Raw genomic sequence first — 16,898 nt, 5'->3', positions numbered from 1 at the left:
GGGCAGCTCCCGCGAGAAGCCGCACCAAGAGCGCGGACACCCCGAGTGGGCCCCTCTAAAGTGGCATGACCGCGTTCGACGGAGCAGAGATCAGAGATCAACGAGCCCCGGAGAACAGAGGGTGGCCGGCGCGTCGGATGCGAAGGGTGCCGGAGACGACGGAGTGGCAGCGTGACGAGGGGGGCCGGTGGCCAGGCGGAGGGGACGTGAAAGCGGCAACGCGGTGCGCATTGCTTTGCGTGCGGTGTTAGCCGGTGTCACGGGTAGCGTGATCGGTATTGCCGCGTACTCGATCAGTCAGACCGGCGGGCAGCGGCTGTCGGTCATCGTGGGGTGCCTCATCGGTGTCGCCGTGGCGCTCGGTCTGGAGCTGTACCGCAGGTCCGCTCAGCTGACCGAGGTCCGCCTCGTTCTTCTCGGCAACGAGATGTCGTTCACCACCAAGACGGACATGCGTCAGGCCGCTCAGCGGATGTTCTTCCAGGCCGCCACCCGGGTCGCCACTCGCCCACTGGAGGACGGCAGCGGAAACCTGCGCGAGGCCCTGACCTCCCTCAAGACGCTCTTCGACCTCTATCGCGAGCCACTGGAGGGCCACGCGACCCCTCCTCCCCCGGCCAAGGGGGACTCGGTCTACGAACTTGCCCTGGACATCCTCAACTTCGAGCTCGCTCCGTTCCTTGCCAAGTGGCACCCCAGACTGAAGGACTTCGAGGACCGGCACCCCGACCAGGACGAGTCCGAGTGGCCGCAGAACGCCGCTTTCCGGGCCGAGCTCCGCCAACTGCAGGAGCGGCTACGGCCGTACGTGATCGGGCTCGGGGAGATCGCCGGCATCCGTGATCCGGAGCGGCATCTGCGCCCTTCGGGCCGCTCTGCGCAGACCCGTCCCACGGTGCCGCAGCAGGACGGGACGAGACCCGGCCCGCGGGAATGACGTCCCCTGCGGTGAGGTCGGACAGCCGACGCGGTGTCGCATGATGGCAAGGTGACGATCTTCATCGTGCAGGCACGGGCACTTCGTGAGTCGGCCCCGGACGGCCCAGCAATCTACGCACCCCCCCCCCATCGGTTTTTCGGCCGTCGGGAGGGAGGGAAGGCCCCGTCGGCTGAGGTCCCCACGAGGAGGCGGACATGATCACGCCCGGCGCCTCCGTACGGGAATGGGACGTCTTCATCAGTTACAGCCGGGCCGACGCCGACAAGGTCAGCGCGCTGGTGTCCGCGCTCCAGGCACGCGATCTGCGTGTCTTCGTCGACGACACCGCCGTGGACGACTTCGCGTCCATCACCGCGACCATCACGGAAGCGTTGGCCCACTCCCGGATACTGCTCGCCCTGTACTCCGCTGACTACCCTCAGCGGCGAGCGTGCCAGTGGGAGCTGACCTACGCGTACCTGACCGGGCAGCGGGAGGGTGATCCCCGCCGGCGGACACTCGTACTCAACCCCGAGCCCGCTTCCGACCATGTGCACCCGGTCGAACTGCGAGATGCCCGTCACTGGCCCTGGCCCACCACTCCGGAGGGGCTCGACCGCCTCGCAGCACGCGTGGCGGACCACGTGGGCACCGTCACCACGTTCATGGGAGACGCGGCGGACACACCCGTCGTTCCGTGGCTGCCCGCGCCGGCCCGCACGGGCTCGTTCCGCTTCACCGGCCGCCTGCCCGAGCAGTGGCGCCTCCACACGGCCCTCCACCGTCACCGTGCTCCGCTGGTCGCCCAGACCGGCGGAGGACGCGGCGCACAGCTGCGCGGCATGCCCGGGCTGGGAAAGTCGCTGCTGGCCCAGGAGTACGCCCTCCACTTCAGTTCGGCCTTTCCCGGCGGCGTCTTCTGGTTCGACCTGCACCCGTACGAGGGGCAGCCCGCAGAGGCGATGCGGTCCTACGCGGAACAGGTCTCCACTGTGCTGGCGGCGCTACGGGTGACGGCCTCGACACCCTCGCTGCCCGGCCTGCTCAGCCACCTTGCGGTCGCGCTGGGCGAGCGCAACCTGCCCTGTCTCTGGGTGGTCGACGGCGTCCCCGACGGACTCACCGCGGACCAGCTCGCTCTCCTGCGCGGCCCGCATCTGCTCACGGCCACCCTGATCACGACACGGTCCCTCCGGTACACGGCTTTCGCCGAGTGCCTCGACATGGCCCCGTTGTCGGACGCCGACGGCTATCACCTCCTCACCTCGCGCCGCGTACCCGACGACGAGCTGGAACACGCTGCCGCTCTCGCGCTGGTCCGCGATGTCGGTGGGCATCCCGAGGCGCTGGATCTCCTCGCCGACCTCGCGGCCACCGGTTCCTTCGTCGACGTACGCAATCGGCTGCACGCCCACGGCCCGGACGTGCTGGCGACCCGCCGACCGGTGCCCGGTACCTCCGCGCCGGCACGCCGTCCCCTCGCGACGGCGTTGCTGCCACGACCGCTGTCCGGCGCTGACCCGGCTGATGACGTGCTGCGGCTGCTCGCTCTCGCTTGCCCGGCGCCGCTGTCCCAGACAGCCCTGGAGAACGTCCTGTCCTCCATCGGCCCCTACGACCCGTGGGACGTGGGAGCCCTCGTCTCGGAGGCCGTGGAGGCTCTTCGCGGATCCGGCGCGCTGCGCCACGAACCGCTGCGCGACCGGTCCTGGACCGTCCATCCGCTGCTCGCCCGCGCCGTACAGCGCCATGACACGAACGTGGCCCGCCAGGAAGACCTCCGGCGTGTGCTCCTGCACGCACTCATTCCGGACATCTCCCCCCAGGTCTCGGTTCCGGACCGGCCCGCGACGACGAGTCCCGTCAATGCCGGGCTCGCGTCCGCTGCCTCGGTCGGCACCCGCCCCAGCCCGCTGGAACGAGCAGCGGCCTTCGATCTCCAGGTCGAGCTGGTCACCCGGGTCGGCGTCCAGCCGCTTCCCCGGGACCACGGCTCGCTGCGGGAAGCGCTGACCTCCCTGCACTCACTGTTCGCCACGACACGCGAGCTGCTCCACCGGGTCGCGGCCGAGACCGCCGTCCCGCTGACCCTCCCCGCCATCGCCGCGCGGCTGACCAACACCCATCTGCGTCCCTTCCTCACCACGTGGCACCCGGCGCTTCAGGAACACGAAGCGACCCGACCGCCGGACGTCAGCCCCGTCGAGCACGAAAGGAACTGGAAACGCGCCCCCGACATGCGTGCGGACCTGGCCGAGCTACGAGGACCGCTCGTATCCGTCGCCGAAGAACTGGCAGCCCTGTGCGGCGTCGACCTCCTGACTCCGTCTTCACCACCTGAGTGAGCTGCAGGTACGGGGGATTCGCGCCCTGGGCTCGGCCCTCCCCGCGAAGAACACCTGGACCGCATCGGACGGTACGGGAAAGGCATCGCCCGACCGTGGGTCCCACAGGGTCACCTTGCCGTCGGTCACGCCGAAGGATCCGTACACCTGCTCCGGGTTCAAGCGGTGGCCGTACAGGGGGAGTTCGTCCAGGGGGCCGATCGGGCGGACGCAGACCGGGCGGGGGCCGGCGCCGAAGTAGGGGGCCGGTACCCGGCCGGACCGCCAGTCGCGCATCGCCTCGGCACCGGCCGCTCCAGCGGGGTCCGCCAGGACGGTCAGCCAGGCCAGGACGAGCACCAAGGCGTGGGTGAGGGCGGCGACCGGGACGAGGGGACGCAGCGCACGGCGCTGGAGGAATGGCCGGAGATAGCCCCAGCACGCCAGGAGAAGAAGGGTCAGCCCGGCCGAGATCGCCGCCGCGTGGAGGGCGGCCAGGAACTGCCACACCTGCGCCACGTCGATCTCCTCCGCACGGACGTGGAACACGGCGCCGTAGAACGTGAAGACAGCGGGGCTGAGACCGCCGAGCTGCGGCAGGAGCACGGGCAGCACAGCGACCAGCACTGCCACCCACAACGGCCTGCGGGCACCGGCACGGATCAGGCGGCGGATGCCGCCCGTGACGAACAGGGCGCCGGCCATGAGGAGATGGAAGACGAGGGCGGATGCAGCGCCCGCCTGCCACGTCAGCAAGGCGGTGGACGCGAACCACGTTCCGCCCATCAACAGGGCCGCGCCCCAGGGGCGACCGTCCCCGTCCCCGTCCCCGGGAGCACCGCTGGGGCGGCGTACCAGGGGAGGCATGATGGCCGTGCTCCCCCACGTCAGCAGCGACGCCATCACGATCGCGAGCAGCGCCGCCCACCACGGGCCGGTAACCACCGGAATACCGGGCACGCCCGCCGCCCAGCACAGGGCCGTGCCACGCATGAACCGTTCGCGGCTCTCGATCGCTCCGATACGGGGCAGGGTGCCGTGCACACCCACGGGGATCGGGAAGGGCGGACGCACACAGCCCGGGCCGGCCACCCGCTCCGCTTCCTCGAACGAGCCGGGCAGTGTCACGCCGGTGTCGTACCGTCCCAGGCGCCGCTCCAGATTGAATCGCCATCGCGCCCAGGTGCCGGGATCCGTGCGGCGTGGCGCGCATACCAACCAGTGCGGTTGCTGACGACGTTGCCGCCTTTGATGCCGCCCCGAGCCGGGCTGCAGATCGAGCTGAGCGGCGTCGGCCCGATCCTCGACCTCCTGGACCGCCCACCACTCCGGCCGGCGCCCGGCATCAGGCGGGACCGGGATGCGCAGCGTGTACACGGCACTCCGGACCGCGTCGTCCGGTTCGGCTCCGTCCGGACCGCGTTCGTCGGGGTACGCCTCCTCCTGAGCCGCCGATATCCTCCAGCCCTCCTTCGCGAACAGGGCGTGTGCTCTTGCGCGTTCCTCGGCGGTCCCCGTGAAAGCCGCCTCCACCCGCACGGTGGGCAGCGCAGGGTCTCGCAGCTGTGGCTCGTCTGTCTGCATCGCTTGCTTCCTGGAGGTGTGGTTGCCGTCAGGTCGACATCGTGACGACCGCGGAGCCACACTCTCTTGTGCGGGCTGCGGCAGTGTTCCGGCCTGCCACGCTGCCGTCCGCCTTTCGGAAGGGTCCACGAACGTGATCATCTTCGGCACCAAGGGTTACCTCTACCAGCTCGCCATACTCACCCTCGTGTGCGGCCAGTGCGGGAATCCCGCCGCGCACACGCTGCGCAAGCGGGTCACGAAGTTCACGCTGTTCTTCGTGCCGCTCTTCCCGGTCTCGACCAAGTACGCGACGCAGTGCACCTTCTGCGGTGCTGAGCAGCGGGTGACCGCGGAGCAGGCCACGCAGCTTCAGGCGCAGGCCGCCGCCGGCGGGCAGGGGCAGGGGTACGGGCAGCCGCATCAGCAGCAGCCGTACCAGTCCTGAGGCGGCCCTCGCGCGAGTCCCTCAGCCGTTCCACGTCTCGTACGGGTCACTCGGCGCCCGGACCGGTTTCGTCGACGTGACGTCGAAGTACGGGACCGGGCCCGCGTTGACCGGGTCCTTCGTGCGGCGCGGGGTGTACGTGCCGGAGACCTCCAGCCACGTGTCCGGCTGGAGGACCGGGGGGAGGTTGCCCGTCAGGGCCACCTTCAGGGGCTGGGCGTCGGCCGCGCAGCAGTTCAGGGTCATGCGGACCAGGTAGGGGCGGCCGGTTCCGTCCACCGTCAGGAAGCCGGTGAGGGTGAGGGGGCGGTCGCGCAGGTGGCGGCCCTTGTCGTAGACCGCTCGGGCCGCGTACTCGCCTACGCCCAGGCGCAGAGGGCCGTCGGCCGGAAGTTCCGGGAAGCCCAGGGGCTTCTGCAGCGCCGTGCCCGTGTGGCTCGCGCTGTAGGAGCCGAGGGCCGGCGGGGCGACCAGGATCAGCGCGAAGACGGGGAGGGCCAGCAGCCACGCGATACGAGGCTCGTGGTGCCCGCCATCTCTCGCCGGCTCCGTCCCGCCTTCGTCGTGCCCCCTCGTCCCTCGTGCCCTCCCGCGGTCGTACCAGACCGTCGCTCCCGCCGTCGCGATCAGTACCGCCCCCGACAGCAGCAGCAACGGGCGCAGGCCGGACTTGACGTACCGCAGGTGGAGGTCGGTCCATCCCGCGTGCAGCACGGTCGCGCCCAGGAGGAACAGCAGGGCCGCCTGGGCCTGGCGATCAAGTCGCGTTCTCACCGCAACCTCCTCACAGCACCACCATCCCCGTCAGCACCGACACCCCCACCGCCACCCCGAACGTCGCCGGCGCGAAGCGCAGCGCGAACGCTCGGCCGAATGTGCCCGCCTGCATCGCGAACAGCTTCAGGTCGATCATGGGGCCGACGACCAGGAACGTGAGCCGGGCCGTCAGCGAGAACTGGGTCAGGGACGCGGCCACGAACGCGTCCGCCTCCGAGCAGATCGACAGCAGGACGGCGAGGCCCGCGAGGGCGACGACCGACAGCACCGGGTTTCCGGCCGCCGCCCGCAGCCACTCGGCCGGGACCACCGCCTTCAGCGTCGCCGCCGCCATCGCGCCGACCACCAGGAAGCCGCCCGCGTGCAGCACGTCGTGCCGCACCGACCCCCAGAACGCGGCGCCCCGGCCGCCGGGACCGTCGTATGCCGTACGGGACGGCAGCCGCAGCCAGTCGGCGCGGCCGAGGCGCTGCCACAGCCAGCCCATCGCGCACGCCACCAGCAGGCTCGCCACGAAGCGGGCGAGGACCATCTCGGGGTCGTCCGGAAAGGCGACCGCGGTCGCCGTCAGCACGATCGGGTTGATCGCGGGCGCCGACAGCAGGAAGGCGAGCGCCGCCGCCGGGGCCACTCCCCTGCGTACCAGCGCTCCCGCCACCGGCACCGACGCGCACTCGCAGCCGGGCAGCACCGCGCCCGCCGCCCCCGCGACCGGCACGGCGAGGGCCGTTCGGCCGGGCAGGGCGCGGGCGAAGAAGGACGGCGGGACGAACACCCCGATCGCGGCGGACAGCAGCACGCCGAGCACCAGGAACGGCAGGGCCTGAACGATCACGGCCACGAACACCGTCATCCAGCTCTGCATCACCGGCGCGGCCAGGGCCCGGCGCGCCGGGTCCTGGAACATCACCGCGAGGAGCAGGACGAGGGTGAGGAGGAGGGGGGACGTGAGGCGCCGGGACTCCTCCTCGGTCTCCGTCTCCCGTCGGTGCTGCTCCGGCGGAGCCGGCTTCGTGCTGGCCACCCCCTTGGGTACGGGGGGAGGGCCGCCCGCGTTCAGCCCAGGTGCCGTTCCGCGAAGTCCAGCTCCAGCCGGACCTGCTTGATCCGCTCGTCCACCACCAGGGAGCCGTGGCCGGCGTCGTAGCGGTACACCTCGTGCACCGCGCCGCGCTCCTCCAGGCGCCGTACGTAGTTCTCGATCTGGCGGATCGGGCAGCGCGGGTCGTTGACGCCGGCCGAGATGTAGACGGGGGCCTTGACCTGGTCGACGTACGTGATCGGGGACGACGCCTCGAAGCGCTCCGGGACCTCCTCGGGGGTGCCGCCGAGCAGCGTGCGGTCCATCGCCTTCAGCGCCTCCATCTCGTCGTGGTACGCCGTGACGTAGTCGGCGACCGGCACCGCCGCGATGCCCAGGCTCCACGCGTCGGGCTGGGTGCCGAGGCCGAGGAGGGTGAGGTAGCCGCCCCAGGAGCCGCCGGTGAGGATCAGGCGGGCGGGGTCGGCGAGTCCGGAGGTGATCGCCCACTCGCGGACCGCCGCGATGTCCTCCAGCTCGATCAGGCCGACCCGGTGCTTGAGCGCGTCGGTCCAGGCGCGGCCGTAGCCGGTGGAACCGCGGTAGTTGACGCGGATCACCGCGTAGCCGTGGTCGACCCAGGCGGCGGGGCCCGCGGCGAAGGAGTCGCTGTCGTGCCAGGTGGGGCCGCCGTGGATGTCGAACACGGTGGGCAGGGGGCCGGTGGCGCCCTTCGGCTTCTGGACGAGGGCGTGGATGCGGCCGCCGGGGCCCTCCACCCACACGTCCTCCACCGGGACCGAGCCGGGCGACTTCATGCCGGGCGGGTCGAGGACGACCGCGCCGGCCGTGGAGCGGACCACCGGCGGTTCGGCCGCCGAGGACCACAGGTACTCCACGCTGCCGTCGGGGCGGGCGGTCGCGCCCGAGACCGTGCCGGGCGGGGTGGGCAGCTCCACCAGCTCGCGGGCGGCGAAGTCGTAGCGGAACAGCTCGCTGCGGGCCTCGAAGCTGTGCGCGATGAGCAGGCCGGTGCCGTCCGGGTACCACTCGGCGCTCACGTCGCCGGGCAGCTCCAGGGCGAGGTCCGTCTGCTCCCCCGTCGCCACGTCCCACACCATCGGCTCCCAGCGGCCGCGGCGCTGGTGCCCGATGAGCAGCCGGGTGTCCCCGGCGACGGGGGCGAAGCCCAGCACCTCCAGGCCCAGCTCGCGGGTGCCGCCCTCGGTGTCGTCGAGTTCGGCGACCGCCGAGCCGTCGGGGCGCAGGACGCGCAGCGCGGAGTGCATCGCGTCGCCGTGCTCGGTGTGCTCGATCGCGATCAGCGTGCCGTCGTGGGAGAGGTCGCCGACGCCCGCGGACTCGCGGTGCCGGTAGATCTCCACGGGCCGCTCGCCGATGCGGACCAGGTGGATCGTGGTGCCGTCCTCGTCGGTGGAGCGGCCCACGACGGCGGTACGGCCGTCTCTGCCGAGGGCGAGTCCGGCGGGGTAGGAGGGGTCGAGGCCGGGGGCGGCGAGTTCGTCCTCGCCGCCGGTGAAGCGCTGGCGGCGCCAGACGCCGAACTCGTCGCCGTCCTTGTCGTCGAACCACCAGATCCACTCGCCGTCCGGGGTGAGCACGCCGTCCGTGGTGCCGTTGGGGCGGTCCGTCACCTGGCGCTGCTCTCCGGTCGTGCGGTCCCAGGCGTACAGCTCGTACGTTCCTGTCGCGTTCGACACGAAGAGGGAGCGGGCCGGGGCGTCTTCCGCCCACTCGGGGAGGGAGACGCGGGGGGCTCTGAAGCGCTTCTCCCAGTCCGGCATCTCGGGGGCGGGGGCGTGTGGCTCAGTCATGCGCCCATACTGCCCGCTGGGGAGGGGTGCGTAGCGCCGTAGGGGGTGCGAGTTTGGGGGCGGGTGCGGCGCCGTCGTGGCTGGTCGCGCAGTTCCCCGCGCCCCTTTGGGTTGGCTGTTGTACCCCCTGCCAGATAGGCGCCCGTTCGCCACCCGTACCGTTGTGGTGTGTACCGGTTTCTGCTGACGCCCCGGTGGTGGGGGATCAACCTCTTCGTGGTGCTTGCCATTCCCTTCTGCATCTTCATGGGGTCCTGGCAGCTGGGGCGGTTCGAGGATCGGGTCGAGAATCATCGGGCGGCCGAGGAGCAGGTCGCGTCCGCCAAGCAGGAGGCCCCCCGGCCGCTGGACGCGCTGCTGCCGGTCACCAAGGAGACCTCCGGCAAGCAGGTCACCGCGCGCGGCCGGTACGACGAGCAGCTGCTCGTGCCGGACCGGGAGCTGGACGGCGAGCGGGGCACGTATGTGCTGACGCTGCTGCGCACCGACGGCGGCGAGGCGCTGCCCGTGGTGCGGGGCTGGCTGCCCGGCACCCCCGACGCCGACGACGTGCCCGCGCCGCCCGCCGGTGAGGTGAGCGTGACCGGGGCGCTGCAGGCGTCCGAGACGCCCGGCAACAACGGCGTCAGTGCCCGCGGCGGCCTGCCGGAGGGGCAGACGGCGGCGATCAGCGCGGCGTCCCTGGTGAATCTCGTGCCCTACGACGTGTACGACGCGTTCGTCACTCTCAACCGCGGCGACTCCGGGATGAAGGCGGTGCCCGCCACCGCGCCGGGCGGCACGGGGCTGGATCTGAAGGCGTTCCAGAACCTCGGGTACACCGCCGAGTGGTTCGCCTTCGTGGGCTTCGTGGTGTTCATGTGGTTCCGGCTGCTGCGCCGGGAGCTGGAGTTCGCGCGGGACGCGGAGCTGGGGCTGCTCCCGGACGAGGAGCAGCCCGAGGCGGCCCCGCAGGATCAGGTCGCCGTCAGCAGGCCCGTCCAGTAGACCGCGCCCGCGCAGGCGTTGGTCACCACGGCCGACGCCGAGCCGGTGCCGGTCTCCGGGGTGTAGGTGACCGTGACGCTGCCCTCGGCCGGGCCGTCCGCCGCGAGCAGTTGCGTGGAGGTGCCGGTGTCGCCGCCCGTGGACGTGCCGGCGGTGGTCGTCGGGTCCTCGGTGGGCGTGGGGTCGGGTGAGGGGCCGCCTGTGCCGCCGCCGTTCGTGTCACCCGGGGTGGGACAGGTCTCGGTGGGCACCCAGGCGAACTTCACCTCGTACGCCTCGCCCGGCTTGAGCACCAGCTGCGGCACCTCAAGGGAGGGGTCCGGCAGCGCGGCCGCCGGATCACCGGCCACATGCCGCTGCGAGCCGACCTTCGTGGCGTCGGCCGCGCCCGCCGGGGTCACGCCCACGCCGCCGGGGCCGGTGACGGTACAGGTCACGCCGGAGACGTTGCTGACCCGGAAGGAGCCGTAGACCGCGCCCGTGGAGTCGGGGGCGGCGCTGCTCGCGACCGCGGGGCCCAGCTCGGCGGCGGTGCAGGCGGGGGCCTCGGCGGTGATGCCGGAGGAGGGGTCGGCGCCCTCGGTGGCACCCGCGCTCGTGCCGGGGCCGGCGCCCTTGTCCTTGTCCTTGCCCTGCTCCTTGCCGCCGCCCTCGACCTTGTCGGAGGGGCCGCCGGCGGTGCTCTCGCCGGCGCCGGGCCCCTTGCCCTCGCCGGTGCCGCCCTGTGCCTGGGAGGCGTGGCCGATGGTGGAGGGGTCGGCGTTCGAGCCGGTGGTGTTGGAGACGTGGACGAGGGCCGGTACGGCGGTGCCGACGAAGAGGGCGGCGGCCGCCATGCCGACCAGGGCCTGCCGCTTGCGGGCCCGGCGGGCGGGGACCGCGCGGCGCAGATACTCCAGCGTGCCGTCGGTCGGTTCCACCTGCCGCACCGCCTGGTGCAGCATCGCGCGCAGATTCAGCTCGTCCGAGTCGAGCCCGTCGGGGCTCTGGTCGTCCAGGCCGTGGTTCACAGTTCCGTTCCCAGCGTGCGGTTGCTTCGTGCCGTGCCTGTGGGGCTCGGTGGGCTCGCGTGCCTGCTCGGGCCCCTGCGTCCCGGTGGGCTCGCGTGCCGGTTCGGGCCCATGCGTCCCGGCGGGCTCACGTACCTGCTCGGGCCCATGCGGCTCGGTCGGCTCACGTGCCTGTTCGGGCCCGTGTCCCTCGGGACGGGCGCCTGTGCCGTCGCTCATGCCGGCGCCTCCATGGCGAGCCGCAGCGCCGCGATGCCGCGCGAGCCGTACGCCTTGACCGAGCCCAGCGAGATGCCGAGGGTCTCGGCGACCTGCGCCTCGGTCATGTCGGCGAAGTAGCGCAGCACCAGCACCTCGCGCTGGCGGCGCTGCAGCCCCTTCATCGCGTGGATGAGGGAGTCGCGCTCCAGCTGGTCGTAGGCGCCTTCCTCCGCGCTCGCCATGTCCGGCATGGGCTTGGAGAGCAGCTTCAGGCCGAGGATGCGGCGGCGCAGCGCGGAGCGGGAGAGGTTGACGACCGTCTGGCGCAGATACGCCAGGGTCTTCTCCGGGTCGCGGACGCGTTTGCGGGCGGAGTGGACACGGATGAACGCCTCCTGGACGACGTCCTCGCAGGAGGCCGTGTCGTCGAGGAGGAGCGCGGCGAGACCGAGCAGCGAGCGGTAGTGCGCCCGGTAGGTCTCGGTGAGGTGATCGACGGTCGTTCCGGCCGCCACTGCCTCGTCGGCGCCGTCACGCTGGTTCGGGAGGCGGGCCGGCCGCGCTGCGGGCATGGGCGCGATCACCGGCATGCCACCGGGCGAGCCGGGCATGCGGGGTCGGAGTGCCTGGCGGGGAGGCCGGAAGGCCGTGCCACGCGGCGCTGTGAAGTCGAGTACCTCAGCCACGCAAGTTGGACACGCTTCCCCCCGTAAGGGTTGTACGTGCCGGGCGTCACTTTTGCGCCCACCACCAATGCACCCATGTGCCCCGCTCTTCCCCTATGTCCTGAACCAAACGGGCGTCCCCACGCCCGGTTCCAGGCGTCCCCACGCACCGGAAAGGGTGACCGCAAAGACGCTCCCCGCCCTCCACTTGGTTGCGGAGAGCGGGGAGGCAAATTTACACAGCACCTACATGAAAACTTAGTGCTGCTCTCAACTTTTTCACAGGGTTGTGGTCTAGGCCATACCCCTGAGCTCGGCGGCCACCAGCTCGGCGATCTGCGCGGTGTTGAGCGCGGCCCCCTTGCGCAGGTTGTCGCCGCACACGAAGAGCTCCAGCGCCGTCGGATCGTCCAGCGCCCGCCGCACGCGCCCCACCCAGGTCGGATCGGTGCCGACCACATCGGCGGGCGTGGGGAACTCGCCCGCGGCCGGGTTGTCGAACAGCACGACACCGGGCGCCGTGGCGAGGATCTCGCGGGCCCGGTCGACGGTGACCTCGTCCTCGAAGCGGGCGTGCACGGTGAGCGAGTGCGTGGTGATCACCGGAACACGTACGCAGGTGACCGCCACCGGGAGGTTCGGCAGGCCGAGAATCTTGCGGGACTCGTCCCGCACCTTCATCTCCTCCGAGGACCAGCCGTCCTCGCGCAGCGACCCGGCCCACGGCACGACGTTCAGCGCGACCGGCTCCGGGAACGGCCCGGTGTTGTCCCCCACGGCCCGCCGTACGTCACCGGGGCTGGTCCCCAGCTCCGTACCGGCGACCAGGGACAGCTGCTCGCGCAGCGTCGTCACCCCGGCGTGCCCGGCGCCGCTGACCGCCTGGTACGAGGAGACGACCAGCTCGCGCAGGCCGAACTCGGCGTGCAGCGCGCCCAGGGCGACGATCATCGACAGGGTGGTGCAGTTCGGGTTGGCGACGATCCCGCGCGGCCGCATCCGTACCGCGTGCGGATTGACCTCGGGCACGACGAGCGGCACTTCCGCGTCCATGCGGAAGGCGCCGGAGTTGTCGACCACCACCGCGCCGCGCGCGGCGGCGACGGGCGCCCACCGCGCGGCGACCTCGTCGGGCACGTCGAACATCGCGATGTCGACGCCGTCGAAGGCCTCCTCGGTGAGCGCCACGACCTCGACCTCCTCACCGCGCACGGCCAGCTTGCGGCCGGCCGAGCGCGGAGAGGCGATCAGTCGGATCTCGCCCCAGATGTCCGCCCGCTGGGACAGGATCTGGAGCATGACCGTGCCGACGGCGCCGGTCGCTCCCACGACCGCGAGCGTCGGACGCACGACCCGCGGGGGCCGTCCGGTTCCGGCCATCAGCGGCCGGTGCCTCCGTAGACCACGGCCTCGTCGCTGTCGGAGTCGAGACCGAAGGCGGAGTGCACGGCGCGCACGGCCTCCGGGACGTCGTCCTTGCGGGTCACGACCGAGATACGGATCTCGGAGGTCGAGATCAGCTCGATGTTCACCCCGGCGTCGCTGAGCGCGGTGAAGAAGTCGGCCGTCACGCCCGGGTTGGTCTTCATACCCGCGCCGACCAGGGAGATCTTGCCGATCTGGTCGTCGTAGCGCAGCGAGTCGAAGCCGATCGCCGTCTTCGCCCGCTCCAGGGCGTCGATGGCCTTGCGGCCCTCGGCCTTGGGCAGGGTGAAGGTGATGTCCGTCAGGCCGGTGGACGCGGCGGACACGTTCTGCACGACCATGTCGATGTTGATCTCGGCGTCGGCGATGGCGCGGAAGATCGAGGCCGCCTCGCCCGGCTTGTCCGGCACACCGACGACCGTGACCTTGGCCTCGGAGGTGTCGTGCGCGACACCGGAGATGATGGCCTGCTCCACCTGCTTGTCCCCTTGGTTGATCGGCTCGCTGCTGACCCACGTGCCCTGCAGCCCGCTGAAGCTGGACCGGACGTGGATCGGGATGTTGTACCGGCGGGCGTACTCCACACAGCGGTGGAGCAGCACCTTGGACCCGGAGGCGGCCAGTTCGAGCATGTCCTCGAACGAGATCCAGTCGATCTTCCGGGCCTTCTTCACCACGCGCGGGTCGGCGGTGAACACACCGTCGACGTCGGTGTAGATCTCGCACACCTCGGCGTTCAGCGCGGCGGCGAGCGCCACGGCCGTGGTGTCGGACCCGCCCCGCCCGAGGGTGGTGATGTCCTTGGTGTCCTGGCTGACGCCCTGGAACCCGGCGACGATGGCGATGTTGCCCTCGTCCACCGAGGCCTGGATCCGGCCCGGCGTGACATCGATGATGCGGGCTTTGTTGTGGACCGAGTCGGTGATGACACCTGCCTGGCTGCCGGTGAAGCTCTGGGCGTTGTGGCCCAGGTTTTTGATCGCCATGGCCAGCAGGGCCATGGAGATCCGCTCTCCGGCGGTCAGCAGCATGTCGAGCTCGCGCCCGGCAGGGATCGGGGAAACCTGCTCTGCGAGATCGATCAGCTCGTCCGTCGTGTCGCCCATCGCGGAAACCACGGCGACCACCTGGTGGCCGTTCTTCTTGGCTTCCACGATCCGCTTGGCGACGCGCTTGATGCCCTCGGCATCGGCTACGGAGGAGCCTCCGTACTTCTGCACGACAAGGCCCACGTGCGCTCCTCGCTCAGTCCGTCGTTTTCCACGGTCCGTACACATGTGTGCAGGCCGCGGTCGGCAGTCAGTCTATCGAGCGCCCGAAAATCCCCTCCGCGATATCGCATGGTGAGACATCCGGGCACTCGTGCAGGAGGGCTCATGCCCAGGGGCACGCGGACCACTCGGAAAAGCGACCCGTGTCACACGCAGGCTCAGTCGACGAACTCCTTGAGGGGTTCGGTGTCGAGGATGATGTTCACGGGGTCGGGGAGCTTCACAGAGGCGCCGAAGGGCAGTTTCTCCTGGTGGCGGTAGCGTCCGTCCTCCGGCTGGTTGAAGACGACGACCGAGCAGTCGTCCCGGTCGATGAGGAGGTAGACGGGGATGCCCGCGGCGGCATAACCGTCGGGCTTTTCGACCCGGTCGCGCTGATGGGTGTCGCAATCATGAGAGGTGACCTCCACCGCCATGAGCACGCCCTCCGACTCCGACCATTCGCCGTGCCCCCTCAACCCGCCCACTCGGACGAGAACGCCATCCGCGCGGGCACGCCCCTTGCGGTACCGCTCCGTCTGCAGGCCGCTCTCCGAGTGCAGCCACAGATCCGGCCGGTGCTGCATGCACACCCGTTGCAGCCACGCGATCATTTCGCGGTGGTTGCCGTCCGCCATGGGCTTGACGACGACCTTCCCGTTGATGAACTCCAGCCACACGGTCTCTGGGGCATGGCGTTCCAGCTCCTCGAACTCCTCGACGGACATCTGCGGCTGCTGCTCGGTCTTGGGGGTCATGGCGTCGCCTCCTCGACACCATGGTGCCCCGACCGGCATCTCCTGCACGCTCATTCGTTCCTCCACTCCGCGCGGTCCTCGGTACGAGGGCCTTCGTGCTTCTCCCCCTCGGCACTCAAGAGCCGGTCGATCCGCGCGTCGGCGGCCGCGATCTCGTCCTCCGTGAAGGGGCCGTGTTCCGCCTCGTACCTCCGCAGGGCCGCGAGACCGGCGGCCCGCAGCCGCTCATGGTCCGGATGCGCATCGAGGTATTCCTCCACCGCGTCCGCGACCACGACGTCGACGGGCCGTCGGCAGGCCACGGCAAAAGCCTTCACGCGCGCGGCGAGAGCGCCGACGATCCGCACAGGCAGGACACCGCCATCGCCCTGGACGGTCACCCGCGGCGTCCGTTCCGTGAGGTCAGTCCCGCCGCCTCGCGGAGGGCGTTGACACGGTCGGTGACGTCGATGACCTCGTCGGCGCCAGGGGGGAGGCCGCCGCCGGGCTCGCGGGGGCCGGGCAGGAAAGTGTCCGGGACGTACCCGTAGACCGGCCCTTCCGCCTCGATCGCATCCAGGCACTCACGGCACAGCCCGCTGACGATCTCCGTGGTCCGCTCGTCCGCGTCGCACAGACCGCAGGCCATGATCACGCGGGTCACCCGCGCACGGCGCACCGCCTTCTGCCGGATCTTCGCCTTCTTCGGGGGCATCTTGTTCTCCAATCGGTTGCGGGCGAGTCCGCCCGGGTTGGTGACGGTGGACGGGAGCCCGTCGGTCAGGGCCCTCGTGATGTCCTCGGGTGCGGCGCCACGGGCCAGCCACTCGGCGGCGAGCGACTCGAGGGCACGGCAGTCGCCGTCCGACAGCGGCATCCGGGCGTCGGCGGTGCGGAGATCGGCGAGGGTCTGGTAGGCGGTGCTGTACTGCTCGTCGGTCTCAGATGCAGGCTCCGACCGGGACTCCGACCGCGACTTCGATCCCTGCTGCGGCTGCGAAGGGGGCTGCGGCTGCGGCTCATGCGCAGGTTCCGCATCCTGTTCCGCCTCATGTTCCGCCTCGCCCGTGGCCTGTTCGGCCTCGTCGGCACGGGCGAGCCCTCCCATGTACTGCTCGGTGACGTCCTTGCCGTGGCGCGCCCGCACGAAGTCGTCCCACCACTCGTCCGACCTGCGGGTACGCGACCAGTACGTGCGCGTGACCCATCGCATCGAGTTGTCCTCGACGGTGATGTGCTCCTTGATCCAGCGCACATGGCCGGCGAGGGTGATCCGGCCCATCGCCGACCGCACGGCCTGCTGGCCGTAACGGGGATGCTCGGCGGCGATCGCCTTGTACCCCATCGCGTGGCCCTCGTCGAGGGCGTCGATGAAGACGGCGATCTCGCGCTCACGAGGGCTCAGATGTGCGAAGTCCGGGTCAGCGTGCGGGTCTTCGTCACCTGCGAGGCGTTTTCCGTACCCCGTTTTGGCCATCGGGTGGGACGGGGAGGGGAGGGCGGGGCTAGGGTAGGCGTAAGCCACGGTCGAACCTCTTCTTCGATCCGTAGGTCAGGCCCCGGAATGGTGTTGGCGCACCGCCGGGGCCGACTCATGTCTGTTGTTTGCCGCGAACCTAGAGCGGCTTTACGCAGCGACGCAAGCTGATCACGGAACGTCACACTAACGAGTTACGCCAGCTCAACTCACGTTCAGGCTTGGTTGGTTGGGTTTTTCAACCAGACCAGAAAACCCA

At 71.0% G+C, this 16,898-nt stretch carries 15 protein-coding genes; 4 read left to right on the top strand and 11 right to left on the bottom strand.

Annotated features, from left to right (window positions below; all coding sequences use genetic code 11):
• Positions 1 to 268 precede the first annotated feature (268 nt).
• Complete coding sequence (locus tag N4P33_RS03710; RefSeq protein ID WP_260824697.1) at positions 269 to 937, top strand: hypothetical protein; 669 nt, start codon at positions 269 to 271, stop codon at positions 935 to 937.
• A gap of 197 nt (positions 938 to 1,134) precedes the next feature.
• Positions 1,135 to 3,264, top strand: coding sequence for a toll/interleukin-1 receptor domain-containing protein (locus N4P33_RS03705; protein ID WP_260824696.1), 2,130 nt, complete (start codon positions 1,135 to 1,137; stop codon positions 3,262 to 3,264).
• On the opposite strand, the gene N4P33_RS35525 is transcribed toward N4P33_RS03705, so the two are convergent.
• On the bottom strand, positions 3,250 to 4,827 hold the full coding sequence (locus N4P33_RS35525; protein ID WP_313904436.1) for a hypothetical protein: 1,578 nt from the start codon (positions 4,825 to 4,827) through the stop codon (positions 3,250 to 3,252). The genes N4P33_RS03705 and N4P33_RS35525 overlap by 15 nt on opposite strands.
• A 133-nt stretch (positions 4,828 to 4,960) precedes the next feature.
• On the opposite strand from N4P33_RS35525, the gene N4P33_RS03695 reads away from it, so the two are divergent.
• Positions 4,961 to 5,254: a zinc ribbon domain-containing protein gene (locus N4P33_RS03695; protein WP_260824695.1), complete on the top strand. Its 294-nt coding sequence runs from the start codon at positions 4,961 to 4,963 to the stop codon at positions 5,252 to 5,254.
• A 21-nt stretch (positions 5,255 to 5,275) separates the two neighbouring features.
• Here N4P33_RS03695 and N4P33_RS03690 read toward each other — a convergent pair whose 3' ends face one another.
• Genes N4P33_RS03690 through N4P33_RS03680 form a run of 3 tightly spaced genes read right to left on the bottom strand, consistent with a single transcriptional unit; the run spans position 5,276 to position 8,887 of the window.
• Positions 5,276 to 6,028, bottom strand: a complete 753-nt coding sequence (locus N4P33_RS03690; RefSeq protein ID WP_260824694.1) for a TIGR03943 family putative permease subunit — start codon at positions 6,026 to 6,028, stop codon at positions 5,276 to 5,278.
• A 10-nt stretch (positions 6,029 to 6,038) separates the two neighbouring features.
• The gene (locus N4P33_RS03685) at positions 6,039 to 7,055 is read right to left on the bottom strand and encodes a permease (RefSeq protein ID WP_260824693.1); all 1,017 of its coding nucleotides are present in this window, start codon (positions 7,053 to 7,055) and stop codon (positions 6,039 to 6,041) included.
• A 32-nt stretch (positions 7,056 to 7,087) separates the two neighbouring features.
• The gene (locus N4P33_RS03680; protein WP_260824692.1) at positions 7,088 to 8,887 is read right to left on the bottom strand and encodes a prolyl oligopeptidase family serine peptidase; all 1,800 of its coding nucleotides are present in this window, start codon (positions 8,885 to 8,887) and stop codon (positions 7,088 to 7,090) included.
• A gap of 168 nt (positions 8,888 to 9,055) precedes the next feature.
• Here N4P33_RS03680 and N4P33_RS03675 point away from each other — a divergent pair, with 168 nt between their 5' ends.
• Positions 9,056 to 9,874 (top strand): SURF1 family protein, encoded by an 819-nt coding sequence (locus N4P33_RS03675; RefSeq protein ID WP_260824691.1) that lies wholly within the window; start codon positions 9,056 to 9,058, stop codon positions 9,872 to 9,874.
• Here the strand turns inward: N4P33_RS03675 and N4P33_RS03670 are convergent.
• The 7 genes from N4P33_RS03670 to N4P33_RS03640 all read right to left on the bottom strand — a co-directional run bounded on the left by N4P33_RS03670 (position 9,844) and on the right by N4P33_RS03640 (position 16,639).
• Positions 9,844 to 10,884, bottom strand: coding sequence for a hypothetical protein (locus tag N4P33_RS03670; protein ID WP_313904435.1), 1,041 nt, complete (start codon positions 10,882 to 10,884; stop codon positions 9,844 to 9,846). The two genes, N4P33_RS03675 and N4P33_RS03670, sit on opposite strands and share 31 nt — an antisense overlap.
• Positions 10,885 to 11,099: 215 nt before the next feature.
• Entirely contained in the window at positions 11,100 to 11,675 is a 576-nt protein-coding gene (locus N4P33_RS03665) for a SigE family RNA polymerase sigma factor (protein WP_260824715.1), read from the bottom strand.
• Positions 11,676 to 12,044: 369 nt separating this feature from the next.
• The gene (locus tag N4P33_RS03660; RefSeq protein ID WP_260824689.1) at positions 12,045 to 13,130 is read right to left on the bottom strand and encodes an aspartate-semialdehyde dehydrogenase; all 1,086 of its coding nucleotides are present in this window, start codon (positions 13,128 to 13,130) and stop codon (positions 12,045 to 12,047) included.
• Positions 13,130 to 14,407, bottom strand: a complete 1,278-nt coding sequence (locus N4P33_RS03655; RefSeq protein ID WP_260824688.1) for an aspartate kinase — start codon at positions 14,405 to 14,407, stop codon at positions 13,130 to 13,132. Before N4P33_RS03655 ends, N4P33_RS03660 begins: the two co-directional genes overlap by 1 nt.
• A 197-nt stretch (positions 14,408 to 14,604) precedes the next feature.
• On the bottom strand, positions 14,605 to 15,183 hold the full coding sequence (locus tag N4P33_RS03650) for a Uma2 family endonuclease (protein WP_260824687.1): 579 nt from the start codon (positions 15,181 to 15,183) through the stop codon (positions 14,605 to 14,607).
• Positions 15,184 to 15,233: 50 nt separating this feature from the next.
• Positions 15,234 to 15,563 (bottom strand): hypothetical protein, encoded by a 330-nt coding sequence (locus N4P33_RS03645; protein WP_260824686.1) that lies wholly within the window; start codon positions 15,561 to 15,563, stop codon positions 15,234 to 15,236.
• Complete coding sequence (locus N4P33_RS03640; protein ID WP_260824685.1) at positions 15,560 to 16,639, bottom strand: hypothetical protein; 1,080 nt, start codon at positions 16,637 to 16,639, stop codon at positions 15,560 to 15,562. Before N4P33_RS03640 ends, N4P33_RS03645 begins: the two co-directional genes overlap by 4 nt.
• Positions 16,640 to 16,898 lie beyond the last annotated feature (259 nt).

Origin of the sequence: Streptomyces sp. 15-116A (assembly GCF_025290915.1) — a bacterium.
In the GTDB taxonomy this organism is placed as follows: domain Bacteria; phylum Actinomycetota; class Actinomycetes; order Streptomycetales; family Streptomycetaceae; genus Streptomyces.
This window is presented reverse-complemented; position numbering and strand designations above follow the sequence as displayed.